At 61.8% G+C, this 23,033-nt stretch carries 19 protein-coding genes; 7 read left to right on the top strand and 12 right to left on the bottom strand.

The window, feature by feature from the left end:
* Positions 1 to 35: 35 nt before the first annotated feature.
* Positions 36 to 746, bottom strand: coding sequence for a tellurite resistance TerB family protein (locus C5F71_RS18645; protein WP_029300194.1), 711 nt, complete (start codon positions 744 to 746; stop codon positions 36 to 38).
* Positions 747 to 1,780: 1,034 nt separating this feature from the next.
* On the opposite strand from C5F71_RS18645, the gene C5F71_RS18635 reads away from it, so the two are divergent.
* A complete protein-coding gene (locus tag C5F71_RS18635) occupies positions 1,781 to 3,406 on the top strand; it encodes a glucan biosynthesis protein D (protein ID WP_104911701.1) in 1,626 nt (541 codons plus the stop codon).
* A 47-nt stretch (positions 3,407 to 3,453) separates the two neighbouring features.
* On the opposite strand, the gene C5F71_RS18630 is transcribed toward C5F71_RS18635, so the two are convergent.
* Positions 3,454 to 3,639 (bottom strand): hypothetical protein, encoded by a 186-nt coding sequence (locus C5F71_RS18630; protein WP_029296308.1) that lies wholly within the window; start codon positions 3,637 to 3,639, stop codon positions 3,454 to 3,456.
* A gap of 253 nt (positions 3,640 to 3,892) precedes the next feature.
* On the opposite strand from C5F71_RS18630, the gene C5F71_RS18625 reads away from it, so the two are divergent.
* Genes C5F71_RS18625 through C5F71_RS29360 form a run of 3 tightly spaced genes read left to right on the top strand, consistent with a single transcriptional unit; the run spans position 3,893 to position 5,663 of the window.
* Positions 3,893 to 4,489: a TetR/AcrR family transcriptional regulator gene (locus tag C5F71_RS18625; RefSeq protein ID WP_070994765.1), complete on the top strand. Its 597-nt coding sequence runs from the start codon at positions 3,893 to 3,895 to the stop codon at positions 4,487 to 4,489.
* A 2-nt stretch (positions 4,490 to 4,491) separates the two neighbouring features.
* A complete protein-coding gene (locus C5F71_RS18620; protein WP_256587915.1) occupies positions 4,492 to 5,358 on the top strand; it encodes a DUF418 domain-containing protein in 867 nt (288 codons plus the stop codon).
* The gene (locus C5F71_RS29360) at positions 5,358 to 5,663 is read left to right on the top strand and encodes a DUF418 domain-containing protein (protein WP_256587914.1); all 306 of its coding nucleotides are present in this window, start codon (positions 5,358 to 5,360) and stop codon (positions 5,661 to 5,663) included. The genes C5F71_RS18620 and C5F71_RS29360 overlap by 1 nt, the downstream gene beginning before the upstream one ends.
* 81 nt (positions 5,664 to 5,744) lie before the next feature.
* Here C5F71_RS29360 and C5F71_RS18615 read toward each other — a convergent pair whose 3' ends face one another.
* From C5F71_RS18615 to C5F71_RS18605, 3 genes are all read right to left on the bottom strand, one after another.
* Positions 5,745 to 6,851, bottom strand: coding sequence for an NADH:flavin oxidoreductase/NADH oxidase (locus C5F71_RS18615; RefSeq protein ID WP_029296302.1), 1,107 nt, complete (start codon positions 6,849 to 6,851; stop codon positions 5,745 to 5,747).
* A 170-nt stretch (positions 6,852 to 7,021) separates the two neighbouring features.
* A complete protein-coding gene (gene recJ / locus C5F71_RS18610; protein ID WP_029296300.1) occupies positions 7,022 to 8,731 on the bottom strand; it encodes a single-stranded-DNA-specific exonuclease RecJ in 1,710 nt (569 codons plus the stop codon).
* Positions 8,732 to 8,892: 161 nt separating this feature from the next.
* The gene (locus tag C5F71_RS18605) at positions 8,893 to 9,435 is read right to left on the bottom strand and encodes a YaeQ family protein (RefSeq protein ID WP_029296298.1); all 543 of its coding nucleotides are present in this window, start codon (positions 9,433 to 9,435) and stop codon (positions 8,893 to 8,895) included.
* A gap of 147 nt (positions 9,436 to 9,582) precedes the next feature.
* Here C5F71_RS18605 and C5F71_RS18600 point away from each other — a divergent pair, with 147 nt between their 5' ends.
* The gene (locus C5F71_RS18600; protein WP_104911700.1) at positions 9,583 to 10,782 is read left to right on the top strand and encodes a CaiB/BaiF CoA-transferase family protein; all 1,200 of its coding nucleotides are present in this window, start codon (positions 9,583 to 9,585) and stop codon (positions 10,780 to 10,782) included.
* A gap of 25 nt (positions 10,783 to 10,807) precedes the next feature.
* Positions 10,808 to 11,692, top strand: coding sequence for a TIGR02285 family protein (locus tag C5F71_RS18595; RefSeq protein ID WP_104911699.1), 885 nt, complete (start codon positions 10,808 to 10,810; stop codon positions 11,690 to 11,692).
* Positions 11,693 to 11,862: 170 nt separating this feature from the next.
* Here C5F71_RS18595 and C5F71_RS18590 read toward each other — a convergent pair whose 3' ends face one another.
* Positions 11,863 to 12,147 carry a DUF3509 domain-containing protein gene (locus C5F71_RS18590; protein WP_070994768.1) on the bottom strand — a complete coding sequence of 95 codons (285 nt, stop codon included), beginning with the start codon at positions 12,145 to 12,147 and terminating at the stop codon, positions 11,863 to 11,865.
* Positions 12,148 to 12,353: 206 nt separating this feature from the next.
* On the opposite strand from C5F71_RS18590, the gene C5F71_RS18585 reads away from it, so the two are divergent.
* Positions 12,354 to 13,016: a response regulator transcription factor gene (locus C5F71_RS18585; protein ID WP_104911698.1), complete on the top strand. Its 663-nt coding sequence runs from the start codon at positions 12,354 to 12,356 to the stop codon at positions 13,014 to 13,016.
* Positions 13,017 to 13,074: 58 nt separating this feature from the next.
* Here C5F71_RS18585 and C5F71_RS18580 read toward each other — a convergent pair whose 3' ends face one another.
* The 6 genes from C5F71_RS18580 to xerD all read right to left on the bottom strand — a co-directional run bounded on the left by C5F71_RS18580 (position 13,075) and on the right by xerD (position 22,940).
* Entirely contained in the window at positions 13,075 to 14,304 is a 1,230-nt protein-coding gene (locus C5F71_RS18580) for an EAL domain-containing protein (RefSeq protein WP_104911697.1), read from the bottom strand.
* An 84-nt stretch (positions 14,305 to 14,388) separates the two neighbouring features.
* Entirely contained in the window at positions 14,389 to 17,973 is a 3,585-nt protein-coding gene (locus C5F71_RS18575) for an ATP-binding protein (protein ID WP_256587912.1), read from the bottom strand.
* Positions 17,974 to 18,262: 289 nt separating this feature from the next.
* Complete coding sequence (thrC, locus tag C5F71_RS18570) at positions 18,263 to 19,672, bottom strand: threonine synthase (RefSeq protein ID WP_029296283.1); 1,410 nt, start codon at positions 19,670 to 19,672, stop codon at positions 18,263 to 18,265.
* 66 nt (positions 19,673 to 19,738) lie between these two features.
* Entirely contained in the window at positions 19,739 to 21,043 is a 1,305-nt protein-coding gene (locus C5F71_RS18565; RefSeq protein WP_029296281.1) for a homoserine dehydrogenase, read from the bottom strand.
* Between the two features lie 127 nt (positions 21,044 to 21,170).
* Positions 21,171 to 21,902 carry a thioredoxin fold domain-containing protein gene (locus C5F71_RS18560; RefSeq protein ID WP_029296279.1) on the bottom strand — a complete coding sequence of 244 codons (732 nt, stop codon included), beginning with the start codon at positions 21,900 to 21,902 and terminating at the stop codon, positions 21,171 to 21,173.
* A 141-nt stretch (positions 21,903 to 22,043) separates the two neighbouring features.
* Positions 22,044 to 22,940 carry a site-specific tyrosine recombinase XerD gene (xerD, locus tag C5F71_RS18555; RefSeq protein ID WP_092233889.1) on the bottom strand — a complete coding sequence of 299 codons (897 nt, stop codon included), beginning with the start codon at positions 22,938 to 22,940 and terminating at the stop codon, positions 22,044 to 22,046.
* Positions 22,941 to 23,033: the final 93 nt, after the last annotated feature.

Raw genomic sequence — 23,033 nt, 5'->3', positions numbered from 1 at the left:
GTCCGGCTGCGGGGTGTGTTTTTGTGCGGGGCGGGTCAGAGCGTGGCTTGGCGTACCTGTTTTTCCAGTTCCGTCTTAAGCCCCGGTTCCAACTTGAGCTGGCGGGCCAGTTCGTCGAGGTAGGACTTCTCCATGAAGTTTTCCTCGTCCACCAGCATGACGCTGGCGATGTACATTTCGGCGGCCATTTCCGGGGTGCTGGCGGCGCGGGCTACATCAGCAGGGTCCAAGGGTTTGTTGAGCTCGGCATGCAGCCAGTGTTGCAGCTCCTGGTCGTTGTCGAGCTTGACGAACTCACCTTCGATCAAGGTGCGCTCGCGCTCGTCCACATGGCCATCGGCCTTGGCCGCGGCCACCAGGGCCTTGAGAATTGCCTGGCTGTGCAGCTCGACCTGGGCCGGAGGCAAGCGGTCGAGGGTCTGTGGCTCGCCTTTAGGTGCGCCGGCCTGTTGTGCCTGCCAGTTGCCGTAGGCCTTGTAGGCAATTACGCCTAGTGCTGCGAGACCGCCATAGGTGAGGGCTTTACCGCCAAAATTGCGGGCTTTTTTGTTGCCCAGCAGCAGGCCCATGGCCCCGGCGGCCAACGCCCCGCCACCCGCGCCGCCCAACAGACTGCCGAGCCCGCCACCGCCGAGCAGGCCGCCCAGTGCGCCTTTGTCATCGCCTTTACGTTGACCGCCCGCCTTTTTTTGCAGCATGTCCTGGCCGGACTTGAGCAACTGATCAAGCAATCCACGGGTATTCATTCATAGCCTCCAGAAACTTGGGTTCATAGGTTTAATAGGCTGTCAGCGTAAAACTAAGTGCCAATATTCCTGGATATAGAGTGCTTCCAGATGTAACTCAACTGGGGTTGGGGTTGGGGTTGGGGTTGGGTACATATCCGTTGCTGCGGTTACGGCCACTTAGGGTTCCGCCCTTACGGCGGGTCACTTTGGAAAAGCCCCAAAGTAACCAAAGGGCTCTTGCCCCACCACTCGGTGCCTCGCCTAGGCTCGGCATGCCCGTAATCCGACATTGATTTGGGGGGCCGCCGCGATGGGCCATCCATGGCCCAGCGCGGCTAAACCGGCGTCCTGCCGGTTTACCCCCCAAATCAATATCGGATTACGGCCAGCGTGGTTTAACGGGGCGCCTAAGATCAAAATCACAAGCAGAGCGAGGCGGCCTGACAGCCGACCTGATCGTCGAAGCGTGCGCGTACCCCTTGTGGGAGCTGGCTTGCCTGCTCCCACAAGGGAATGCAGCTTCGCGCTCTGGCTTTGTTGTTGCTGTTGCTCTGCTTTTGATCTGGCTTTTGATCTTAGGCGCCCCGTCAAACCACGATGGCCGCAGGCAGGTATTGCGCAGTGGGCACCCCGGCAGGATGCCGGGGTAGCCGCGACACGGCCATGGATGGCCGATCGCGGCGGGCCCACGGAGCAATGCCTGACTGCGGGCATGCCGAGCCTAGGCGAGGCACCGAGTGGTGGGGCAAGAGCCCTTTGGTTACTTTGGGGCTCTTTTCCAAAGTGACCCGCCGTATGGGCGGAACCCATAGCCGCCGTTACCGCAGCAAACGGATATGTACTCCTATACAGGCCCCACTGCTGACACGTCTTGTTTCACATGCAACGCCATCATCCCGCCATCAATCAATTTTCCTTCCCCACCGAACCCCTTAAGCTATCTGGCATCTGTTTACTGTCCGTTGCGTTTGGCCGAAGGCATGTCCGAACCGTTATTTCTGATCCAGCACGCGCCAGGAACGGCACGGGATTGCTCACCACAGGTTGTATTTATGCACCGCAGGAATTTGCTCAAAGCGTCCATGGCCATCGCGGCCTACACCGGGCTGTCGGCCAGTGGCCTGCTCGCCGCTCAGGCCTGGGCCGGGAATCGTGCAGCCGATGGCGACGCCAAGGCGTTCGACTTCGATTGGCTCAAGCTGCAAGCCAAGCAACTGGCTGGCAAACAGTATCAGGACACGCGCCAGGTACTGCCGCCGACCCTGGCGACCATGACCCCGCAGAATTTCAATGCCATTGGCTACGACGCCAATCATTCGTTGTGGAAAGACCTCAAAGGCCAACTGGACGTGCAGTTTTTCCACGTCGGCATGGGCTTCAAGAACCCGGTGCGCATGCACAGTGTCGACCCCAAGACCCGTCAGGCGCGGGAGGTGCATTTCCGTCCATCGCTGTTCAACTATGAAAAAACCACGGTCGATACCCAGCAGCTCAAGGGCGACCTGGGCTTTTCCGGTTTCAAGCTGTTCAAGGCCCCGGAGCTGGACCGCCACGATGTAGTGTCTTTCCTCGGCGCCAGCTATTTCCGTGCGGTGGATAACACCGGCCAGTACGGTCTTTCGGCACGCGGCCTGGCTATCGATACCTACGCCAGCAAACGCGAAGAGTTCCCCGATTTCACCCAGTTCTGGTTCGAGACGCCGGACAAGGACAGCACCCGTTTCGTGGTCTACGCCCTGCTCGACTCGCCGAGCGCCACTGGCGCCTACCGCTTCGACATCGATTGCCAGGCCACCCAGGTGGTGATGGCCATCGACGCCCATATCAACGCGCGGACTGCGATCCAGCAGATGGGCATCGCGCCCATGACCAGCATGTTCAGCTGCGGCACCCATGAGCGGCGCATGTGCGACACCATTCACCCGCAGATCCACGATTCCGACCGCCTGGCGATGTGGCGCGGCAACGGCGAGTGGATCTGCCGCCCGCTGAACAACCCGGCCAAGCTGCAATTCAATGCCTTCGCCGATAAAGACCCGAAAGGTTTTGGCCTGGTACAGACCGACCATGAATTTGCCAGCTACCAGGACACTGTCGACTGGTACAGCAAGCGCCCGAGCCTGTGGGTAGAACCGACCACTGCGTGGGGCGAAGGCTCTGTCGACCTGCTGGAAATCCCTACCACCGGCGAGACCATGGACAACATCGTCGCCTTCTGGACCCCAAAGAAACCGGTGGCCGCCGGCGACTCCCTGAACTTTGGCTACAAGCTCTACTGGAGCGCCCTGCCCCCGGTCAGCACGCCGCTGGCGCAGGTCAATGCCACCCGTTCCGGCATGGGCGGTTTCACCGAAGGCTGGGCACCGGGCGAGCACTACCCGCCGGTCTGGGCCCGCCGTTTTGCCGTGGATTTCAAGGGCGGTGGCCTCGACCGTCTGCCCGCAGGCACCGGCATCGAGCCAGTGGTGACCTGCTCCCATGGCGAAGTGAAAGATTTCAGTGTGCTGGTGCTCGATGACATCAAGGGCTACCGCATCCTCTTCGACTGGTACCCGACCAGCGACAGCTTGGAGCCGGTGGAAATGCGCCTGTTCATTCGCACCAATGACCGGACCTTGAGTGAAACCTGGTTGTACCAGTACTTCCCACCCGCACCGGACAAACGCAAGTACAGCTGATGCCAAACGTTCCCACGCACTGAGTGCGTGGGAACGCCGTGGCCGGGTCAAAAGCGTGAAATGCTTTTCATCGCGCCAATCAAGTAGCGCATTGCAACTTGATCGTTTTCGGTCAAGGCGCGGTATTGCTCCAGCAGTTGTGCCTCATCCGAGCTCAACCGACGGCCATGCAACGACAGCCTGCGGCTGAAAAAAAGCACCAGAACCCCTGTTACACCAATGGACTTGGCCATGGAATGTTTCTCCGTGTAATAAACAACAACTCCTAATGCCCATAACCCTGTCCGCGAAGTGCAATGCCTCAGCGAGCAAACAGACTGACTTCCCGGGCCAGAAGCCGCCTTACTTCAAGCGTAGAAACTATCCTGGCGCCTGTGAGATTTTTTTAGAGTATTCACTTAAATAATTCGATTGAAGCAAAAAGCTTGCGGAAAATTCTTACGCCTCATAAATTGACTGACTACTCAATTAATCAATGAGGCCGGCATGCGCACCAGTGATCCCCAACAACGCGAAAGCAAACGCATGGCCCTGTTGGATGCCGCGTCCCAGTGTTTTGCCGAGGCCGGTTTTGTCGCCACGCGCACCGCTGATATCTGCGCCCGGGCCGGTATGAGCGCGGGCAATCTGTTCCACTATTTCGCCAGCAAGCACGAGGTGTTGCTGGCGCTGGTGGCCCGCGAAGGTGCCGAGATCCAACAGGCCATGGCGCCGCTGGCCAAGGCGGCTGATCCAATGGCGCAGTTGCTGGCTTTCCTTGATCAGGTCTGCCAATTGGCCTGCGACCGCCACTATGCTGGCCTGGCGCTGGAGATCTCGGCCCTGGGTCATCGCGACGAAGCCGTGGCGCGGTTGGTAAAGGCCAATGACCGTTCCTTGCGTGACGGCCTGGAAGCACTGGTAAGGGCCGCCGACCAGGCCGGGCAATTGCACACCGCATTGAGCGTGCCCGACGCGGCCAACTGGCTGGCCGCCTTGATCGATGGCATGTTCGCCCGCGTGGCCGCCGACCCGGACTTCCACCCCGAGCAGCAGACCACGGTCCTGCAGGGCTTGGTGGTTCACCTGCTGCAGGGGCGTTGAACATGCCAGCAACGGCCACTGCGCGCCTGGTCCAGGTCGATGCGCTGCGCGGGTTTGCCTTGTTCGGCATCCTCAGCGTCAATATCTGGGCCTTTGCCGATCCCTTCTACGCCTCGACGGCCAGCAATCCGGCCTACGCCAGCGTGCTCGATCACGGGGTGCGGTTGCTGGTGGCATTGTTGTTCGAGACCAAGTTCTACCTGCTGTTTTCCTTCCTGTTCGGCTACAGCTTCACCCTGCAAATGGCCGCCGCCGAGCGTGCCAAGGCCGCGTTCGTCCCGCGCATGCTGCGCAGGCAACTGGCACTGCTAGCATTGGGCCTGGTGCATGGAGCCCTGTTGTACTACGGGGAGATTCTCTCGACTTATGCCCTGCTGGGCCTGGTGCTGCTGGCCGCCCGCAACCTGTCAGCGGCCCGCGCCCGGCGGTGGGCAATCGGCCTGGTGGTGGTCGCCTGTGCACTGTGGATGGTGCTGGGTGTGTTGCAGGGGCTGGGAGGTGAATGGGTCGGCACGGGTCATGGCGAAGGCCAGGCAAAACTCGCGGCGTTTTCCGCCGGTGCCCTGCAGACCTTGCAATTTCATAGTCGGGAGGTGTGGGCCACGGTGCCTGCGTTATGGCTATTGCAGGGCCCCAGCGCGCTGGCGATGTTCCTGTTCGGCTACGCCGCCGGGCGACAGCAGTGGCTGGCGTCGCCACAGGCCTGGGATCCCCGTGCCCGGCGCCTGCTGCTAATCACTGCCCCACTGGGCCTGCTCGGAGCGCTGGTCTACGCCCTGACCGCCGCTTTCAAACCAGGCGGCGGCCTGGAAACCTTTGCCTTCGGCCTCGGCCAACTGACGGCACCGCTGCTGACAGCTGCCTATTGATGCTGGCGCTGTTCAACACCACCGCCGGCGCCAGGCTGTGCGCGCGCCTGGCGCCGCTGGGCAAGATGGCCTTGAGCAATTACCTCATGCAATCGATGCTGCTCGGACTGCTGTTCACAGGCTACGGCGCTGGCTGGATCAACCAGGTCGAACCCTGGCTGCTGTTACCCATGGCGGCGGCGATTTTTGTCCTGCAAATGTGGCTGAGCACGCACTGGCTGCGCCGCCACCCCTATGGGCCGTTCGAGTGGTTGTTGCGCGCCGCGACGCTACTGGCCTGGCCGAACTGGCGGCGCAGCCAATAAACCCCAGGATCGTCACTCCCCGGCGACAGGCACAAAAACCCACCGTGATCAGCGGTGGGTCTGGGTGATAAATGTAAACAATCAGTCGCGCAAGTCAGACTCATGAATCGGCTGGTCGCGGTGCGTCGCCCGTTGGTATTGCGCCGGCCAGATCGCCTTGCGCCCGCCCAGGTCGTCATCGGCGTGCAGCGGCCAATACGGATCACGCAGCAGTTCACGGGCAAGGAAGATGATATCGGCCTGGCAGGTGCGCAGAATATGTTCGGCCTGGGCCGGCTCGGTAATCATGCCCACCGTGCCCGTGGCCATGCCGGACTCCTTGCGCACACGCTCGGCAAAGCGCGTTTGATAACCGGGCCCCGTAGGGATTTCTGCGTTGGCCGCAGTGCCACCGGAGGATACGTCGATCAGGTCCACGCCCAGGTCTTTCAGGCGACGGGCCAGTTCCACGGTTTCATCCGGGTTCCAGCCGTCTTCCACCCAGTCGGTGGCTGAAACGCGCACAAACAACGGCAGCTCTTGCGGCCACACCTCACGCACCGCTTCGGTGACTTGCAACACCAGGCGAATACGGTTTTCAAAGGAGCCGCCATATTGATCCTGGCGCTGATTGCTCAGGGGCGACAGAAACTGATGCAGCAGATAACCATGGGCGGCGTGGATTTCCACCACTTTGAAACCTGCGGTCAGGGCGCGCTTGGCGGCGGCCACAAAATCGCCAATCACCTGTCGGATTTGCCCTTCATCCAATTGCCGTGGCGCGGTGTGCTGTGGGTCGAAGGCGATGGGCGACGGGCCTACCGGCACCCAGCCGCCATCTTCGGGCTTGACGCTGCCATGCTTGCCGATCCACGGCCGGTGGGTGCTGGCCTTGCGCCCGGCGTGGGCCAGTTGAATGCCTGCCACCGCCCCTTGGGCGCTGATAAAGCGGGTGATGCGCTGCAACGGTTCAATCTGGGCATCATTCCACAGGCCCAGGTCCTGGGCGGTGATGCGGCCATCAGCGGTCACGGCGGTGGCTTCGCTGAAAATCAGACCAGCGCCGCCTACAGCGCGGCTGCCCAGGTGCACCAGGTGCCAGTCATTGGCCAGGCCATCGACGGCGGAGTACTGGCACATCGGCGAGACGGCAATGCGGTTGAGCAGGGTCAATTGGCGCAGGGTATAGGGTTCAAGCAACAGACTCATGGGGCACCTCTTCTCGTATCCGGTGGGCATTGGCTCCAGGGTTCTGTCTGACCGGTGCGCGTGACGAAAAGATGAAAGGCCCGTCCCCTTCGGGCTAAAAAACAGACAAGGTCACAAGACCAATCACACAGTGCTTAGAGACTAGTCGACAACCGGGGATTGCACAGGGTTCAGCGCGGTTCGATGTGGGCAATCATCAATTGCACGGTTTCCTGGCCACGGAATTCGTTGACGTCCAGCTTGTAGGCCAGCTCCACCCAGCGAATGGTCGGGTTGGGCCACACTTCGCGGTCGATGCCAAAGGCAATGCCATCGAGTTTCACCGCGCCACACTCACTCTTGAGCACCACCTTGAGGTGACGCTCGCCCACCACCCGTTGCTCCACCAGTTGAAATACCCCGTGAAACAACGGCTCGGGAAAATGCTGGCCCCAGGGCCCGGCATTGCGCAGGGCGCGGGCCAGTTCCAGGTGGAATTCCTCCACGGCCAGGGTGCCATCGGACAACAGGCGCCCGGTGAGGTCTTCTTCACGCAGTTGCCGGCGCACTTCGGCGTCGAAGGCTTCGGCGAACAGCGGGAAGTTCGCTTCAGGCAAGGTCAGGCCCGCCGCCATGGCGTGGCCGCCGTATTTGGCGATCAGGTTCGGATGCTGGCTGGCCACCACCGCCAGCGCGTCGCGGATGTGGAACCCCGGCACCGAACGCCCAGAGCCCTTGAGCAGGCCATCACCGGCATCGGCAAAGGCAATGGTCGGGCGGAAATAGCGTTCTTTCATACGCGAGGCGAGGATCCCGATGACCCCCTGATGCCACTCCGGGTCGAACAGGCACAGGCCGAATGGCATCGACTCCACCGGCAAGTCCTTGAGCTGGGCCAGGGCTTCGCGCTGCATGCCCTGCTCGATGGCCTTGCGGTCCTGGTTCATGCCATCCAGTTGCGCGGCCATTTCCCGGGCCTGGGCGAAGTCGCTGGTGAGCAGGCATTCGATGCCCAGGCTCATGTCATCCAGGCGCCCGGCCGCGTTGAGCCGCGGGCCGAGGATAAAGCCCAGGTCGGTGGAGGTGATACGCGCAGCGTCGCGCTTGGCCACTTCGAGGATCGCCTTGATGCCCGGCCGCGCACGCCCGGCGCGGATCCGTTCCAGGCCCTGGTAGACCAGGATGCGGTTGTTGGCATCCAGCGGTACCACGTCGGCCACACTGCCCAGGGCGACCAGGTCGAGCAACTCGCCGATATTGGGCTGCGGCTGTTTGTCGTACCAACCCAAGCTGCGCAAACGCGCGCGCAAGGCCATCAACACGTAGAAAATCACCCCCACGCCGGCCAGGGCCTTGCTGGGGAATGTGCAGCCGGGTTGGTTCGGGTTGACGATGGCATCGGCCGCCGGCAGTTCATCGCCGGGCAAGTGGTGGTCGGTGACCAGCACCTTGAGCCCCGCCGCCTTCGCCGCCGCCACGCCTTCGACACTGGAGATGCCGTTGTCCACGGTGATCAGCAACTGCGGCTCGCGCTGCAAGGCCACGGCGACGATTTCCGGGGTCAGGCCATAGCCGTATTCGAAGCGGTTGGGTACCAGGTAATCGACATGGGCGGCCCCGAGCAAGCGCAGGCCGAGGGTGCCCACGGTACTGGCTGTGGCGCCATCGGCATCGAAGTCGCCGACGATCAGGATCCGCTGGCGTTGTTCCAGGGCCGTCACCAGCAAGTCCACGGCGGCATCGATCCCTTTGAGCTGCTGATACGGAATCAACCGCGCCAGGCTCTTATCCAGCTCATCCTGCGAGGTCACGCCACGGGCGGCGTAGAGACGGGTCAGCAATGGTGGCAATTCACCGAGGAACGGCAGGACAGCGGGCAATGGGCGGGGATCGATACGCATGGGGTGATGGGGGCTTCTCTAGCTATAGATAAAAATGCTCACCCTGTAGGAGCGAGCTTGCTCGCGAAAAACGCATGGGCACCGCAATAATTCTGAATGCCCGCGTTATCGTGGACGCCCTTCGCGAGCAAGCTCGCTCCTACAGAGGGCGGTGTTGGGTTCTAGCCGCGTTCGCCGACCAGCCACTGCAGTTGCACTTCATGCTGGCCGCGGTCATCGGTGACGAAGATCGTGCCTTCGCTGATCATCACATCCCACTTGATCACCCGTGGCATGTCCTTGGCCAGGATTTCCAGGATTTCCTGGGGCACGGCGGCGATATGTACGTTTTTCAGGTTGTTGGCCACCGGCACCACCTTGCCTTCCCACACCCGCAGGCTGCCGTAGGCCAGCAGGCTGGTACGTTCGGTGCGACGCGAACACCAGGTCAGGCGGTCGGCATCGGGCTGGCCGACTTCGATCCAGTGCAGGACCCGATCATCCAGGCTTTTTTCCCACAGCGCTGGTTCGTCTACATCTGACAGTCCACGACCAAACGACAACTGCTCGTTGTACCAAAGGGCGTAGGCCAGCAGACGCACGGTCATGCGCTCTTCGGTTTCCGACGGGTGACGGGCGATGGTTTGCTTGACGCTCTCGTACACCGAACGATCGAGGTCGGTCAGGTTGAGTTCAAACTTGTAGGTCGTGGACGGCTGGGCCATGAACGGACTTCTAGAGACAGGAAAAGGCGGCCAGTCTAACCGATGGCGGGGTCATTCAACGAATCCTGCGCTGCATCATCCTTATCCCTGGGGCGCTCGCCTATGTTAAAAGGCAATACACACCTGCCTGCGCTTGTAAGGAACCTCATGTCGTTTACCGCCAAACCGCTTGCCGGCCTGAAAGTCATCGAACTGGGCACACTGATCGCCGGCCCGTTCGCCTCGCGCATCTGCGCCGAGTTCGGGGCCGACGTGATCAAGGTCGAATCCCCTGACGGCGGCGACCCGCTGCGCAAATGGCGCAAGCTGTATGAAGGCACCTCGCTGTGGTGGTTCGTGCAGGCACGCAATAAAAAGTCCCTGACCCTGAACCTCAAGCATCCGGACGGCCTGGCGATCCTCAAGCAACTGCTGGCAGACGCCGACATCCTGATCGAGAACTTCCGCCCCGGCGTCCTCGAAAAACTCGGCCTGGACTGGGACACCCTGCACGCCCTGAACCCCAGGCTGGTGATGGTCCGGCTCTCGGGTTTTGGCCAGACCGGGCCGATGAAGGATCAACCGGGCTTCGGCGCGGTCGGTGAGTCCATGGGTGGCCTGCGCTACATCACCGGTTTCGAGGACCGCCCGCCGGTACGCACCGGGATTTCCATTGGCGATTCCATCGCCGCGCTGTGGGCGGTGATTGGCGCACTGATGGCCTTGCGGCATCGCGAGATCAACGGTGGCCTGGGCCAAGTGGTGGATGTGGCGTTGTATGAAGCCATCTTCGCGATGATGGAAAGCATGATCCCGGAGTTCGATGTGTTCGGGTTTATCCGCGAGCGCACCGGCAACATCATGCCGGGCATTACCCCGTCATCGATCCATACCACCGCCGATGGCAAGCACGTGCAAATTGGCGCCAATGGCGATGCGATCTTCAAGCGCTTCATGCTGGCGGTCGGTCGTGAGGACCTGGCCAATGACCCACAACTGGCCAGCAACGATGGCCGCGATAGCCGGCGCGACGAGCTGTACGGCGTGATCGACCGCTGGGTCAACAGCTTGTCACTGGAGCAGGTGGTGGAGCAGTTGAACCTGGCCGAAGTGCCGGCCAGCCGGATCTACAGCGCCGAAGATATGCTGGGCGACCCGCAATACCTGGCCCGGGAAATGTTCCTCAAGGCCCAACTGCCCGACGGCAAGGATTTCAAGATGCCCGGTATCGTGCCCAAGCTGTCGGACACCCCTGGCAGTTGTGAGTGGGTCGGGCCACAGCTGGGTGAGCACAATACCGTGATTCTGCAAGCCCTGGGTTACGACAGCAGCGCCGTGGCCCATTTGCGCAAGGAGGGCGCGATCTGATGCAGCTCGGAGCACGTTCAAGATAATGGCCGCCCGTTTCATCAGGGCGCTGCGGCGCCTATGGCTCACCGCCCCGCTGCTCGTGGCGCTGCCGCTATCGAGCCAGGCACAGGAAACGTTGACCTGGCTGGTGCGCGACCTGCCGCCGATGACTATCTTCGACGGCCCGCAAAAGGATCAGGGCAGCATTGATAAAATGCTGCCGTTATTGATCGAGCGCCTGCCGCAATATCGCCACCAGATCCTGCACGTCAATCGCGCCCGTGGCATCCAAATGCTCAATGCGCCCTCCTTCACCTGCGATCCCTCGCTGGTATGGACACCCGCGCGGGCCAAGAACATTGTCTTTTCCACACCGGCATTTGCCGTGTTGAGCAATGGCATCGCGATTCGCCGTAACCGACAGGACGCCCTGGCAAGCTATGTGGTTGACGGCAAATTCGATCTGGCGCGGTTTCTTGGTGCGCAGCAGACACGTCTTGGGATTGTCGCCGAGCGTAGCTATGGACCCGGGATTGACGAACAGTTGATCCACGCTGATCCACTGGAGCTGACCCCCCACTACGGCAACGATGCACTGGGCAGTTTGCTGCAGATGCAGCGCCTGGGGCGGCTGGAAGCGGTGTTGGGCTACTGGACGGAAATCCGCTACCAGGCCACGCAACAAGGCATGGATTCCCAGGACCTGGTGTTCTATCCGATCAAGGGCATGCCGCGTTATCAGCGGATCCATATCGGTTGCTCGAACACCGCGCTGGGACGCCAGGCCATCAGCCATATCAACCGCGAGTTGCAGAATATTCCCCAGGCAGCGCTGCTTGAGTCCTACGCCAACAGGCTGGACCCGCTGATGCGCGAGCAATACCTCAGGGACAACCCGCGGTTTTTCAGTGAAACACCGCCGCCTTGATAAATTTTTGGCAAAAAGAAACCCCGAGCAGTGGGGAGACAACTCGGGGTTAAACGTGGCCTACAAAGACCAGTACAACAAGCTACAAGCACCGGAGCACAATGCTTGATCCTGCTGTTACAACGTCTGACTCGCCTTCCTGTAGGAAGTTTCCAAAGATAAAACTTTGTTCATGCCTGGACGGTGATGCGTGTCTGGGCGGCGTTGCGCAAGGCTGCGATCACCGAGGGTTCCAGGCGCCCTTCGGCGATTTTCAGGTCGCGGTGCAGGCAATCCACCACGTCCACCAGGGCGCGCTTGTCGGTCAATTGCCCGCGATCCACCTCGCGCTCAACCACGATAGCGCCCGTCGGGCTCTTCACCGTCACCAGGCACTCGCCGTGTACACCCGAGGTGGTCAGCGTGACCTGATAAGGGCTCAGCGCTTCACCGAGCAATAGGCTGATACTTTCCATCTCGATCACCACTCAATCATGAGAAAAAGAAATAACCACTGTAGGAACGCCGCCCGGAAACAAGCTCGCTCCTACAGGTAAATGACCGTCGTCCAAAGCACAAAGTTCGCCTTTGGGCTGAGGCAATCGAGCATGCATGGCAAATATGACAGAGAGAAAACAGCCGCTGACAGGCTAGAATCTCCTGATTATTGCCGGAGTCCACCGTGAGAGACGCGTCTGAACAGCCCTTGCGTATTGTCATCGCCGACGATCATCCGATTTTCCTGATCGGTTTGCGGGCAGTGCTGGAGCGCGATGAGCAGGTGCGCATCGTCGGTGAGGCCAACTCGCCCCAGGCCCTCGCGGCCCTGCTGCAACGCTGCCCCTGCGATGTACTGGTCAGCGATTTCATGATGCCCGCCGAACCCCAGGCCGACGGCCTGCGCCTGATCGAGCACCTGCGCCGGCATTACCCCGACCTGCCCCTGGTGGTGGTGACCATGCTCAACAATGCCGGCCTGTTCAACTCGATCCTGGAGCTTGGGGTCATGGGCCTGTTGAGCAAGGCCAGCCTGGCCGATGAACTCCCCGAGGCCATCGCCCAGGTGCGCCAGCGGCGGCCCTATGTGGCTCGCACTATCCAACAGGCCTTGGCCCTGGCAGGCGCAGTGGGGGCTGATCGCCTGCACTCGCAGCATCAGCTGTCACCCAGGGAACTGGAAGTGATCCGCTTGCTGGCAGGCGGCAAGACCGTGGGCGAGATTGCCGCGCACCTCAATCGCAGCAAGCAGACCGTCAGCGCACAGAAAGTCAGTGCCATGCGCAAGCTGGGGCTGATCAGTGATGCCGCGTTGTTCATCTACGTGCAGGAACACGGGTTGGCTTAGGTTTGCCACCTGAAGTCCTGCGCAGGATTTTCGACCGCTATCGCCGGCAAGCCGGCGCCTACAGGGCAATCGCGGTAGATTGCGCCAGCCAGTGTTGCAGCACCTGGGCGCTCATCGGATGGGCAATCAGGCAACCCTGTAGCCATGCCGACCCCAGCGCGCGCACCGCGTCGCGGTCGGCGGGGGTTTCAATCCCGGTCACCACCACGCCGACCCCCAGGTGCCCGGCCATGCTCATGGCGCCGGCGACCACCGCGCATTTGCGCTCGTCGCCCGCCATCCCGCTGGCAAACGCCGGGGGAATCTTCAACTCGGTGAAGGGCAACTCCAGCAAACGCTGCAGGCTGGTACCGCCGATGCCGAAATCGCCAATGGACAGCTTGCAGCCGATCATCCGCAGGCGCAGCAACCCAGTGACATGGGCGCTGTCGGTCTTCAGGCGCGAGGTTTCCACCAGTTCCAGGGTGAGGTTGCGCGCGGGTACCGCATAGCGTTGCAGCAGCCCTTGCAGGGTCAGCGCGAAGTGCTCCTGCTCCAGCAGCCGCCCGGGAATGTTGACCGATACTGGCAGCTCCCGACCCGTGTCCCGGGTCACCTGGGCGCAAAGCTGCAACACCTGCTCCAGCACGTACCAGGTAAACGCCTGCTCCAGCCCCGCCAACTCCAGCAACGGCAGAAACTCACTGGGCATCAACTGGCCATGCTCCGGGTCTTGCCAGCGTGCCAACGCCTCCACGCCTTGCAGGTCACCGGCCTGGCTGACGATGGGCTGGTAGCAGACACTGGCGTAGCGCTCGATGGCCGCCTCGCCGACTTCAGCGCACAGTTGCTCGGTTGCGAACTCACTCACCCCCAGCATCTGGCGTACGCGATCCCAGGACAACGCCTGCGGGCTAGGTCGCAAGCGCTGCCGGCACGCCTCGAGCATTTGCCCGATGGCAGTGGCGGAAGCCGGCTTGGGCATGCACCCCAGCACATTGAGCCCCGCCTGGCGCGCCATGTTGGCCACGCCATCCAGTACATCGGGATCGGCGTCGCTCAACAGGACCAGCACCTGGGCCTGGCCGTGTTCAGCCATTTCGCGGATCAGCCCCAGTGAGTCGCCATGCTCCAGATACAAATCGCAGATGGCGATATCCACCGGGCCCTTGCTCGCCAGCGACTGGCGGGCGACCTCAACGCTGTCGGCCGTGAGTACGTTGAACACGCCGTTGGCATTGAGCATCTGGTGCAGGGCCATGAGCTGGAACGGATGATCTTCGAGAATCAGGACTTTGAGTGAGCGCATGGGAAACTCTGGGGCTACGTGCAAGATCGTTCACATTAGCCAAAACCCGCGCAAGCCCCCATAGGACGCGTCCTATTCTTGCACCTATTGTTCTTGCGCCTGTAGATAAGGCCGGATTTCTTGCTGCAACACCCCCATGGTCGCGGACAAGGTTTGCCAGTGCTGCGCCAGTTCATCGTCACGGTGCTCCCGGGCACTGGTTTCGAGGGCGATGCAGGCCTTGGCCAATGGCAGCGCATCCACCAGGCAACAAATACCCTTGAGACGATGCAGGCTGGCCCGCAACTGCGCCAGGTCGCGCTCGGCCATGGCGCTGCCCAACAAGCGGTGCTCGTGTTCAAGGTTGTTCGCCAGCTCCTGCAACATGCTTTGCAGGATCGGCCCGTCGGCCTGGGTCATCTTGCGCAGGGCCTGCAGGTCGAAGGCAGGTACGGCCGTGACCCGGGCCAATACCTGGGTCCATTGCTCCAGGGTCACCGGCTTGACCAGCAGCACATCCATACCCGCCTGCCGGCCGCGTTGCCCTTCGTCTTCCTGGGCATCGGCGGTGCAACCCACCAACGCGCAACGCGGGCGCTGCTCCTGGGCTTCTATCTGGCGAATGGCCTCGGCCAGGGCATAACCGGACATACCCGGCATATGACAATCGGTCACCAGCACGTCGAACGCCTCGCTGCGCCAACGTTGCAACGCCGCCTCGGCACTATTGAGGGCCACCACCTGATGCCCGAGAAATTGCAACTGCTGGGCCAGCACCAGGCGGTTGGCCGGCAGGTCGTCGACAATCAGCACCGACAATGCCCGGCCCGGTGCCTGCACAGGCACGGCGGCGGCTGGCGCGGGCAGGTCGTCACTGCCGACCCGGTCCAGGCGCAGGTCGATGCACACGGTGGTGCCTTCGCCCAAGGCACTGTGCAGGGTGATCTCACCACCCATCAAATCCACCAACTGCTGGCAGATGCTCAAGCCCAACCCGGTGCCGCCATGCTCGGCCGCTGTCAGCGGGCTGCCCTGGATAAACGGCTTGAACACTCGGGCCTGCTGTTCAACGCTGATACCGGGACCGGTGTCTTCGACGCACAGGTGCAGGTATTCATGACCGTCACCATCCACCTGGCAGGCCACACGCAGGCGCACTTCTCCGTGCTGCGTGAATTTCAGCGCATTGCCCAGCAGGTTATGCATGACCTGGCGCAGGCGTAGCGGGTCGAACCAATAGAAGCCTTGCGCCTGGGGATCAAACGCCAGGGTCAGGTGCAGGCCCTTTTTCTGCGCGGTGGCTTCAAACAGTCGCTGGATGCCTTCAAAGAAACCTTTCAGGTCGGTGGTCTGTGGCGCCAGTTGCAGGTGGCCGGCTTCGATCTTCGCCAGGTCCAGGCTATCGCCCATCAAGGCGATCAGTTCCCGTGCCGAACGATGGGCCACCTGCAGCGCCTCGGAGACAGGCGCCCCCGAGGCCAGGGCGCGTTCCTGCTCCAGTTCGAGCAGACCGATAATCGCCGTCATCGGTGTACGGATCTCATGGCTGAGGTTCGACACGAAGGCGCTCTTGGCGTAGTTCGCGGCATCAGCGGCGCGCCGTGCGTCCATCAGTTGGGTTTCCAGGACCTTGCGCTCGTTGATATCCACCCAACCGCCAAGCAAGCCCTGCAACTGACCCTTGGCGTCATAAAACGGCACGGTCCATTGATAGACGTGGGCAATGCCGCCGTTGAACTCCAACTGGCGGTCGACAAACAACGACTGCTGTGTGGCCAGTTGCTCCATATGCCCGATATGCAGGCGCCAGGCCGTGGTGTCAGGCAGCACTGCGCTCTGTGGCAGGGTCAGGCCGCGAATCAGCTCCAGCCGGGTGGACATCTGTTGCTCATAGCTTTTGTTGCAGGTGACCAGGCGGCCAGCAAGATCGCGCACAAATACGGGGTTGGGGATACCGTCGAGCAAGGCCCGCTTGAAGGCCAACTGGTCATTGAGCCGCCGCTCGGCCTCGACCCGCTGGCGGATCTGGCGCTTGAGCCGGCTGTTCCAGACCAGCGACATCAGCACCAACAGCAGCGCCGTGGCGACCGTCCAGTAGGCCCACGACGGCACCCGCTGCCAGGCGGGCACCGGGACTGCCACCGCGCCCATCCAACGCAAGCGCAGGGCGCTCAGTTCGGCCACCGGCAAGGCCTCCAGGGCCTTGTTCAAAATACTCAGCAACTCGGGATGGTCCTTGCGTACGGCCAGGCTGTCACTGGACCACTTGCCATCGACGCTGCGACCGACCCGCAACTCATCGGTCGGGTAACTCTGTACCTCCACTTCACTCTGGATGGTCGCGTCGGCGTCTCCCCGGGCGACCAAGGCGCGGGCCTCGATGTAGTTGGGCACCAGGCGCAGGCGGATCTCTGGGTATTCGCGACGGATATAGGCCTCCAGCACATGCCGCGCAGGCAACGCCAGGACCTTGCCCGAGAGGTGGCTCAGGTTGATCACCGGCGGCGCATCGACCCGTTCGACAAACACCCAGCCGGCGCCGCCAAAACCATGGCTGAAATCGAGAAAGCGCCGGCGCTCGGTATTTTCCACCAGGGTGGTACTCATGTCCGCACCGTGGGTTTCCAGGAGTTCCAGGGTTTGCGCGGTAGAAAACACTTCCTCGAGGACAAACTGCACACCGGTCATGCGCGACAGGCGATTAAGCAGGTCGATATTCATCCCTACCCAGCGGCCATCCTTGTCCTTGAATACATACGGCGAGTATTGCTGGGCCGCCACCACTACCTGGGGATGGCGCAGCATCCAGGCCTGCTCGGCGGCGGTCAGGGGGATACGCTCACCGTCAACGTCCACCCCCAGGCCGGTGGTCCAGCGAGCGAGAATTTCGCGGCGTACCGAGTCATCGATGCTGTGCAGCGCGCGGTCCATCATCCGGCCCAACAAAGGGTCGGCCTGACGCGTGGCGAAGGCAAAGCCAATCGGCGCCAGGCGGCTCTGCTCCTTGATCTGCATCCCCAGGTAGGGGCGCAGGGACTTGTAGGCGCGCACGATCACTTCATTGCCGATAAACGCATCCACATCGCCCTGGGCCAAGGCTTCCAGGCCGCTGTAGAGGTTGGGCGCGAGCATGATGTGGCTTTGCGGGTACGCCGCATGCACGTTCTTGACGTTGGCATAGCCATCAAGCAACACGACTTTCTTATCCTTGAGGTCGTCTTGCAGGACGTCGTCAGTACGCACCACCACCACGGAACGGTCCGGCATATAGTCCGGGGTAAAGGCCAGGCCGGGCACATCCCGCTCGTAGCCGTTGGCACTGGTGAGGATATCAATAGCGCCGCTGCGCAACGCCTCCACTGCCTGGGCCCGCTCGGCGAAGCCCATCACTTGCATGGGCACGCCGAGGCGCGCGCCCACCAGGCTCAAGTAGTCGGCGCTGATGCCCTGGTAGCGATTGTGATCACGGGTGATATCGATGGGTTGGTAATCATCGATAGAGATCCCCACTTTCAAGGTGCGATGCTGTGCCAGCCACTGCCGTTCGGCGGGCGCCAGGGTCATGGGCGGCAGGGTGATAAACGCCGGCACCAGATTGAACGGCAGGCTGACGGCGGCCAGGCTGACGGGCAGTTGGCCGAGCAGGAGCAGGCTCAGTAGGCACTGGCGCCATCGGGTCGTGAACGGCACCTTGTGGGCTTCCTTGTTGGTTGTTATCGGGTGTGCTGCGGTAACCGCGCTTAAGGATCAACTCCCACCTGTGGCGAGGAGGCTTGCCCTCCGCTGGGCTGCGCAGCAGCCCCATTAAGACCTACTCAGTTTAATCAGATATACCGAGGTGGGGGTGTTGGGGCTGCTACGCAGCCCAGCGGAGGGCAAGCCTCCTCGCCACAGGTGGTCAGCACCCCGCCCATGAAAAACGGCGCTGGCCCATTTCTGGACAAGCGCCGTTTTCATTACGCGAGCAGCACTCCTGGACTCAGAGCGGCTTCCCACGATTGCCATGCTGGCTGACAAACGCCTGGATGGCTTTGAGGTCGTTAGGCAGCACGGTGCAACGCTCTTCACGCTCGAACAGGTCAGCCAGGTGCGGCGGCAGTTCCAGGGCTTTGCCGACGCCGGCCTTCTGCACCGCCTCGGGGAATTTCACCGGATGGGCCGTGCCGAGGATGACCATCGGAATATCCAGGCTACGGCGGCATTCGCGCGCGGCCTTGACGCCAATGGCGGTGTGCGGGTCCAGCAGCTCGCCGGTCTGGGCATAGACTTCGGCGATGGTCTCGCAGGTCTGGGCATCGTCCACCGCCAGGGAATCGAACAGCTTGCGGGTTTCGGTCCAGCGTTCCTGGTCGACGCTGAAACCGCCACCCTGCTTGAAGCTGTCCATCAGGCCGGCCAATGCAGCGCCGTTGCGGCCGTGCATGTCGAACAGCAAACGCTCGAAGTTCGACGAGACCATGATGTCCATCGACGGCGACAGGGTCGCGTGCAGGGTTTCCTTGACGTACTGGTTGCCACTCATGAAGCGGTGCAGGATGTCGTTGCGGTTGGTGGCGACGATCAATTGGTTGATCGGCAGGCCCATGTTGCGCGCCAGGTAGCCGGCGAAGATATCGCCGAAGTTGCCGGTCGGCACCGAGAACGACACCGAACGCGCCGGCCCGCCCAGCTGCAGCGAGGCGTGGAAGTAGTAAACGATCTGGGCCATGATCCGCGCCCAGTTGATCGAGTTCACCGCCACCAGGCGCGTGCCCTTGAGGAAGCTCTGGTCGGCGAAGCTGGCCTTGACCATTTCCTGGCAGTCATCGAAGTTGCCTTCGACGGCGATGTTGTGGATGTTCTCGCCAAAGATAGTGGTCATCTGCCGGCGCTGCACGTCCGAGACACGGTTGTGCGGGTGCAGGATGAAAATGTCGACGTTTTCGCAGTGCTTGCAGCCTTCGATGGCCGCCGAGCCGGTATCACCGGAGGTGGCACCGATGATCACCACGCGTTCGCCGCGTTTCTCCAGCACGTAGTCCAGCAGGCGACCGAGCAGTTGCAGGGCGAAATCCTTGAACGCCAGGGTCGGGCCGTGGAACAGCTCCAGCACCCATTCGTTGCCGTTCAGTTGGCGCAACGGAGCGATGGCGTTGTGGGAGAACACGCCGTAGGTCTCTTCGAGGATCTTTTTGAAATCGGCATCGGGGATGCTGCCGGTGACGAACGGGCGCATGACCCGGAACGCCAGCTCGTGGTACGGCAGGCCGGCCCAGGAGGCGATTTCTTCCTGGGTGAAACGTGGCAGGTTTTCCGGCACGTACAGACCGCCGTCGGTGGCGAGGCCTGCGAGCAGGACGTCTTCGAAATTCAGGGCCGGTGCCTGGCCGCGGGTGCTGATGTAACGCATGACTGGCTCCTCTACAACATTCTTGAACAGAGGCCGCCGAACCTGCGGGGCCTCTGCAACCTATCGTTAGTTAAGGTGTTCGACGCGGATCCGTACCACCGGCCCGACCACGCCTTGCAAGGCTTCCAGGGCGGCGATGGCATCGTTCATGTGCTGTTCCAGCACACGGTGCGTCAGCAGGATCATGGGTACCAGGCCGTCGTGTTCTTCGACCTCCTTCTGCATGATCGACTCAATGTTGATACCGCGCTCCGAGAGGATGCTGGCCACCTGGGCCAACACGCCCGGATGATCCTTGGCCTGGATGCGCAGGTAGTAGGAGCTTTCGCAGGCTTCGATCGGCAGGATCGGGTGCGCCGACAGCGAGTCCGGTTGGAACGCCAGGTGCGGCACGCGGTTTTCCGGGTCGCTGGTCATGGCACGAACCACGTCCACCAGGTCGGCAATCACCGAGGAAGCGGTCGGCTCCATGCCGGCGCCAGCGCCGTAGAACAGGGTCGAACCGGCGGCGTCGCCATTGACCATCACCGCGTTCATCACGCCATTGACGTTGGCGATCAGGCGATCGGCCGGGATCAGGGTCGGGTGTACGCGCAATTCGATACCGGCCGCGGTGCTGCGCGCTACGCCCAGGTGCTTGATGCGGTAGCCCAGGGCTTCGGCGTAGTTCACGTCGGCGGTGGTCAGCTTGGTGATGCCTTCGGTGTAGGCCTTGTCGAACTGCAGCGGAATGCCAAAGGCGATGGACGCCAGGATAGTCAGCTTATGCGCTGCGTCGATGCCCTCGACGTCAAATGTCGGGTCGGCTTCGGCGTAACCCAGGGCCTGGGCCTCGGCCAGCACGTCTTCGAAGGTACGGCCCTTCTCGCGCATTTCGGTCAGGATGAAGTTACCGGTGCCGTTGATGATGCCGGCTACCCAGTTGATGCGGTTGGCCGACAGGCCTTCACGGATCGCCTTGATCACCGGGATACCGCCGGCCACCGCTGCTTCGAACGCAACGATCACACCCTTCTCGCGGGCCTTGGCGAAGATTTCATTGCCGTGCACGGCAATCAGCGCCTTGTTGGCAGTGACCACATGCTTGCCGTTTTCGATGGCCTTGAGCACCAGCTCACGGGCGACGGTGTAGCCGCCCACCAGCTCGATGACGATATCGATTTCAGGGTTGGTGGCCACGTCGAAGACATCGTTGGTAATCGCAATACCGGTCGTTTGGTACTGAGGCTTTGGCGTACGCATGGCAATTTGTGCCACTTCAATCCCACGCCCTGCACGGCGGGAAATTTCCTCAGCATTACGCTGAAGTACGTTCAAGGTGCCGCCACCGACGGTCCCTAACCCACAGATGCCTACTTTGACCGGTTTCACTGAAGAACTCCCCATGAAACGGCCGACTCAAGGTCGGCCGTGAAAAACAGCCGCACAACTGCGGCTCGCTATTAATGACCCGTCGACAGCTCGGCGGGTCTGACCGTCAAAGGCTCGACGATACTGCTTATTTGGCACCCAACGCCAGTTTGGCGATTTGTGGTGCAGGCTGGTAGCCCGGAATGACCTGGCCGTCTGCCAAAACGATGGCCGGCGTACCGTTCACGCCGATCGACTGGCCCAGGTTGAACTGCTTGGACACCGGGTTGGCACAGGCAGCAGCCTTGATGTCCTTGCCGTCGACCATCTTGTCCATGGCGGCTTTCTTGTCAGCCGAACACCAGACCGCTTGCAACTGCTTGTCGCCCGGCGAACCCAGGCCCTGGCGCGGGAACGCGACGTAGCGCACTTCGACGCCCATTTTGTTCAGCTCAGGCACTTCGGCGTGCAATTTGTGGCAGTACGGGCAGGTGGTGTCGGTGAATACGGTGATGTGGGTCTTGGTCTCGCCAATGGCCGGGTACACCACGGTTTCGGCAACCGGAATGCCGTTGATCAACTTGGACACGCCCAGGCGCTCGGCCTTCTCGGTGAGGTTGACCGGCTTGCCGTCTTTCAACTGGAACAGGTAGCCCTGGACGATGTACTGGCCGTCGGCACTGGCGTACAGCACGCGGCTGCCCTTGAGTTTGACTTCATACAGGCCGGCCATGGGGCTGGCGCTGATGCTTTCGACCGGGGTTTCGAGTTGGAGGCTTTCCAGACTCTTACGGATTGTCTTCTCGGCGGCGTCATCGGCGACGGCAAAGGTTGAGACCAACGCAATAGCTGCGGCGGCGAAAATCTGGGTCAAGCGCATGGGAACTCCTGAAGGCAGATGCAGGGACGAAGGCCAGGACGCCGATCTGGAAACACGGCTCGGGGCCGTCCCCTTTGCAAACCGGCAAAGCCTACCACAATTGGGCGCCAGGGCAGACGCCGGCGGCCAAATTGGGGCCTGTCAGCCCCTTGGGTGATGTTTGGCGTGCAGCTCCTGCAACCTTGCGCGCGCCACGTGGGTGTAAATCTGCGTGGTCGACAGATCGCTATGACCCAGCAACATCTGCACCACCCGCAAGTCCGCGCCGTGGTTGAGCAAATGGGTGGCGAACGCATGGCGCAGGGTGTGGGGGGACAGCGACTTGCCGATCCCGGCCACCTTGGCCTGGTGCTTGATGCGATGCCAGAAGGTCTGGCGGGTCATCTGCTCGCCGCGCAGGCTGGGAAACAGCACGTCACTGGGGCGCCCGCCGAGCAGTTCGCTGCGGGCATCGCGCATATAGCGCTCGACCCACACGATCGCCTCTTCACCCATGGGCACCAGGCGTTCCTTGCTGCCCTTGCCCATCACCCGTAACACGCCCTGGCGCAGGTTGACCTGCTCCAGGGTCAGGCTGATCAGCTCGGTGACGCGCAGGCCGCAGGCATACAACACCTCCAGCATGGCGCGATCACGCTGGCCGATGGCCTCGCTCAGGTCGGGCGCGGCCAGCAGGGCTTCAACGTCGGCTTCCGACAGGGATTTGGGCAATGGCCTGCCGAGTTGCGGCATATCGACTTGCAGGGTCGGGTCGACCGCAATCAGCTTTTCCCGGAGCAAGTAGCGATAAAACCCACGCACTCCCGAGAGAAATCTTGCGGTGGAGCGCGGTTTGTAGTTTTGTTCAAGGCGCCAGGCCAGGTGATCGAGGATCAACTCGCGCCCGGCTTGGCTCAGCTCGAGGTTTCTCTCCAATAGCCAGCCATTGAACAGAGCCAGGTCGCTGCGGTAGGACTGGCGAGTGTTGTCCGACAGGCCTTTTTCCAGCCAGAGGGCATCAAGGAAGCGGTCGATCAGGGGGTGGTCAATGGCGGGCATGGGGGCTCAGGTTGATTACTTCAGTGTCTGGTAGATCCTATCGCAGGCAAGCCAGCTCCCACAGGGAAATGCATGCCTTGCCTGCAAGAGCAG

This window comes from Pseudomonas sp. LG1D9, from assembly GCF_002949995.1.
GTDB classification, from domain to species: Bacteria; Pseudomonadota; Gammaproteobacteria; order Pseudomonadales; family Pseudomonadaceae; genus Aquipseudomonas; species Aquipseudomonas proteolytica.
The sequence above is the reverse complement of the archived record's forward strand: the minus strand, read 5'-3'. Positions and strand labels throughout refer to the sequence as shown.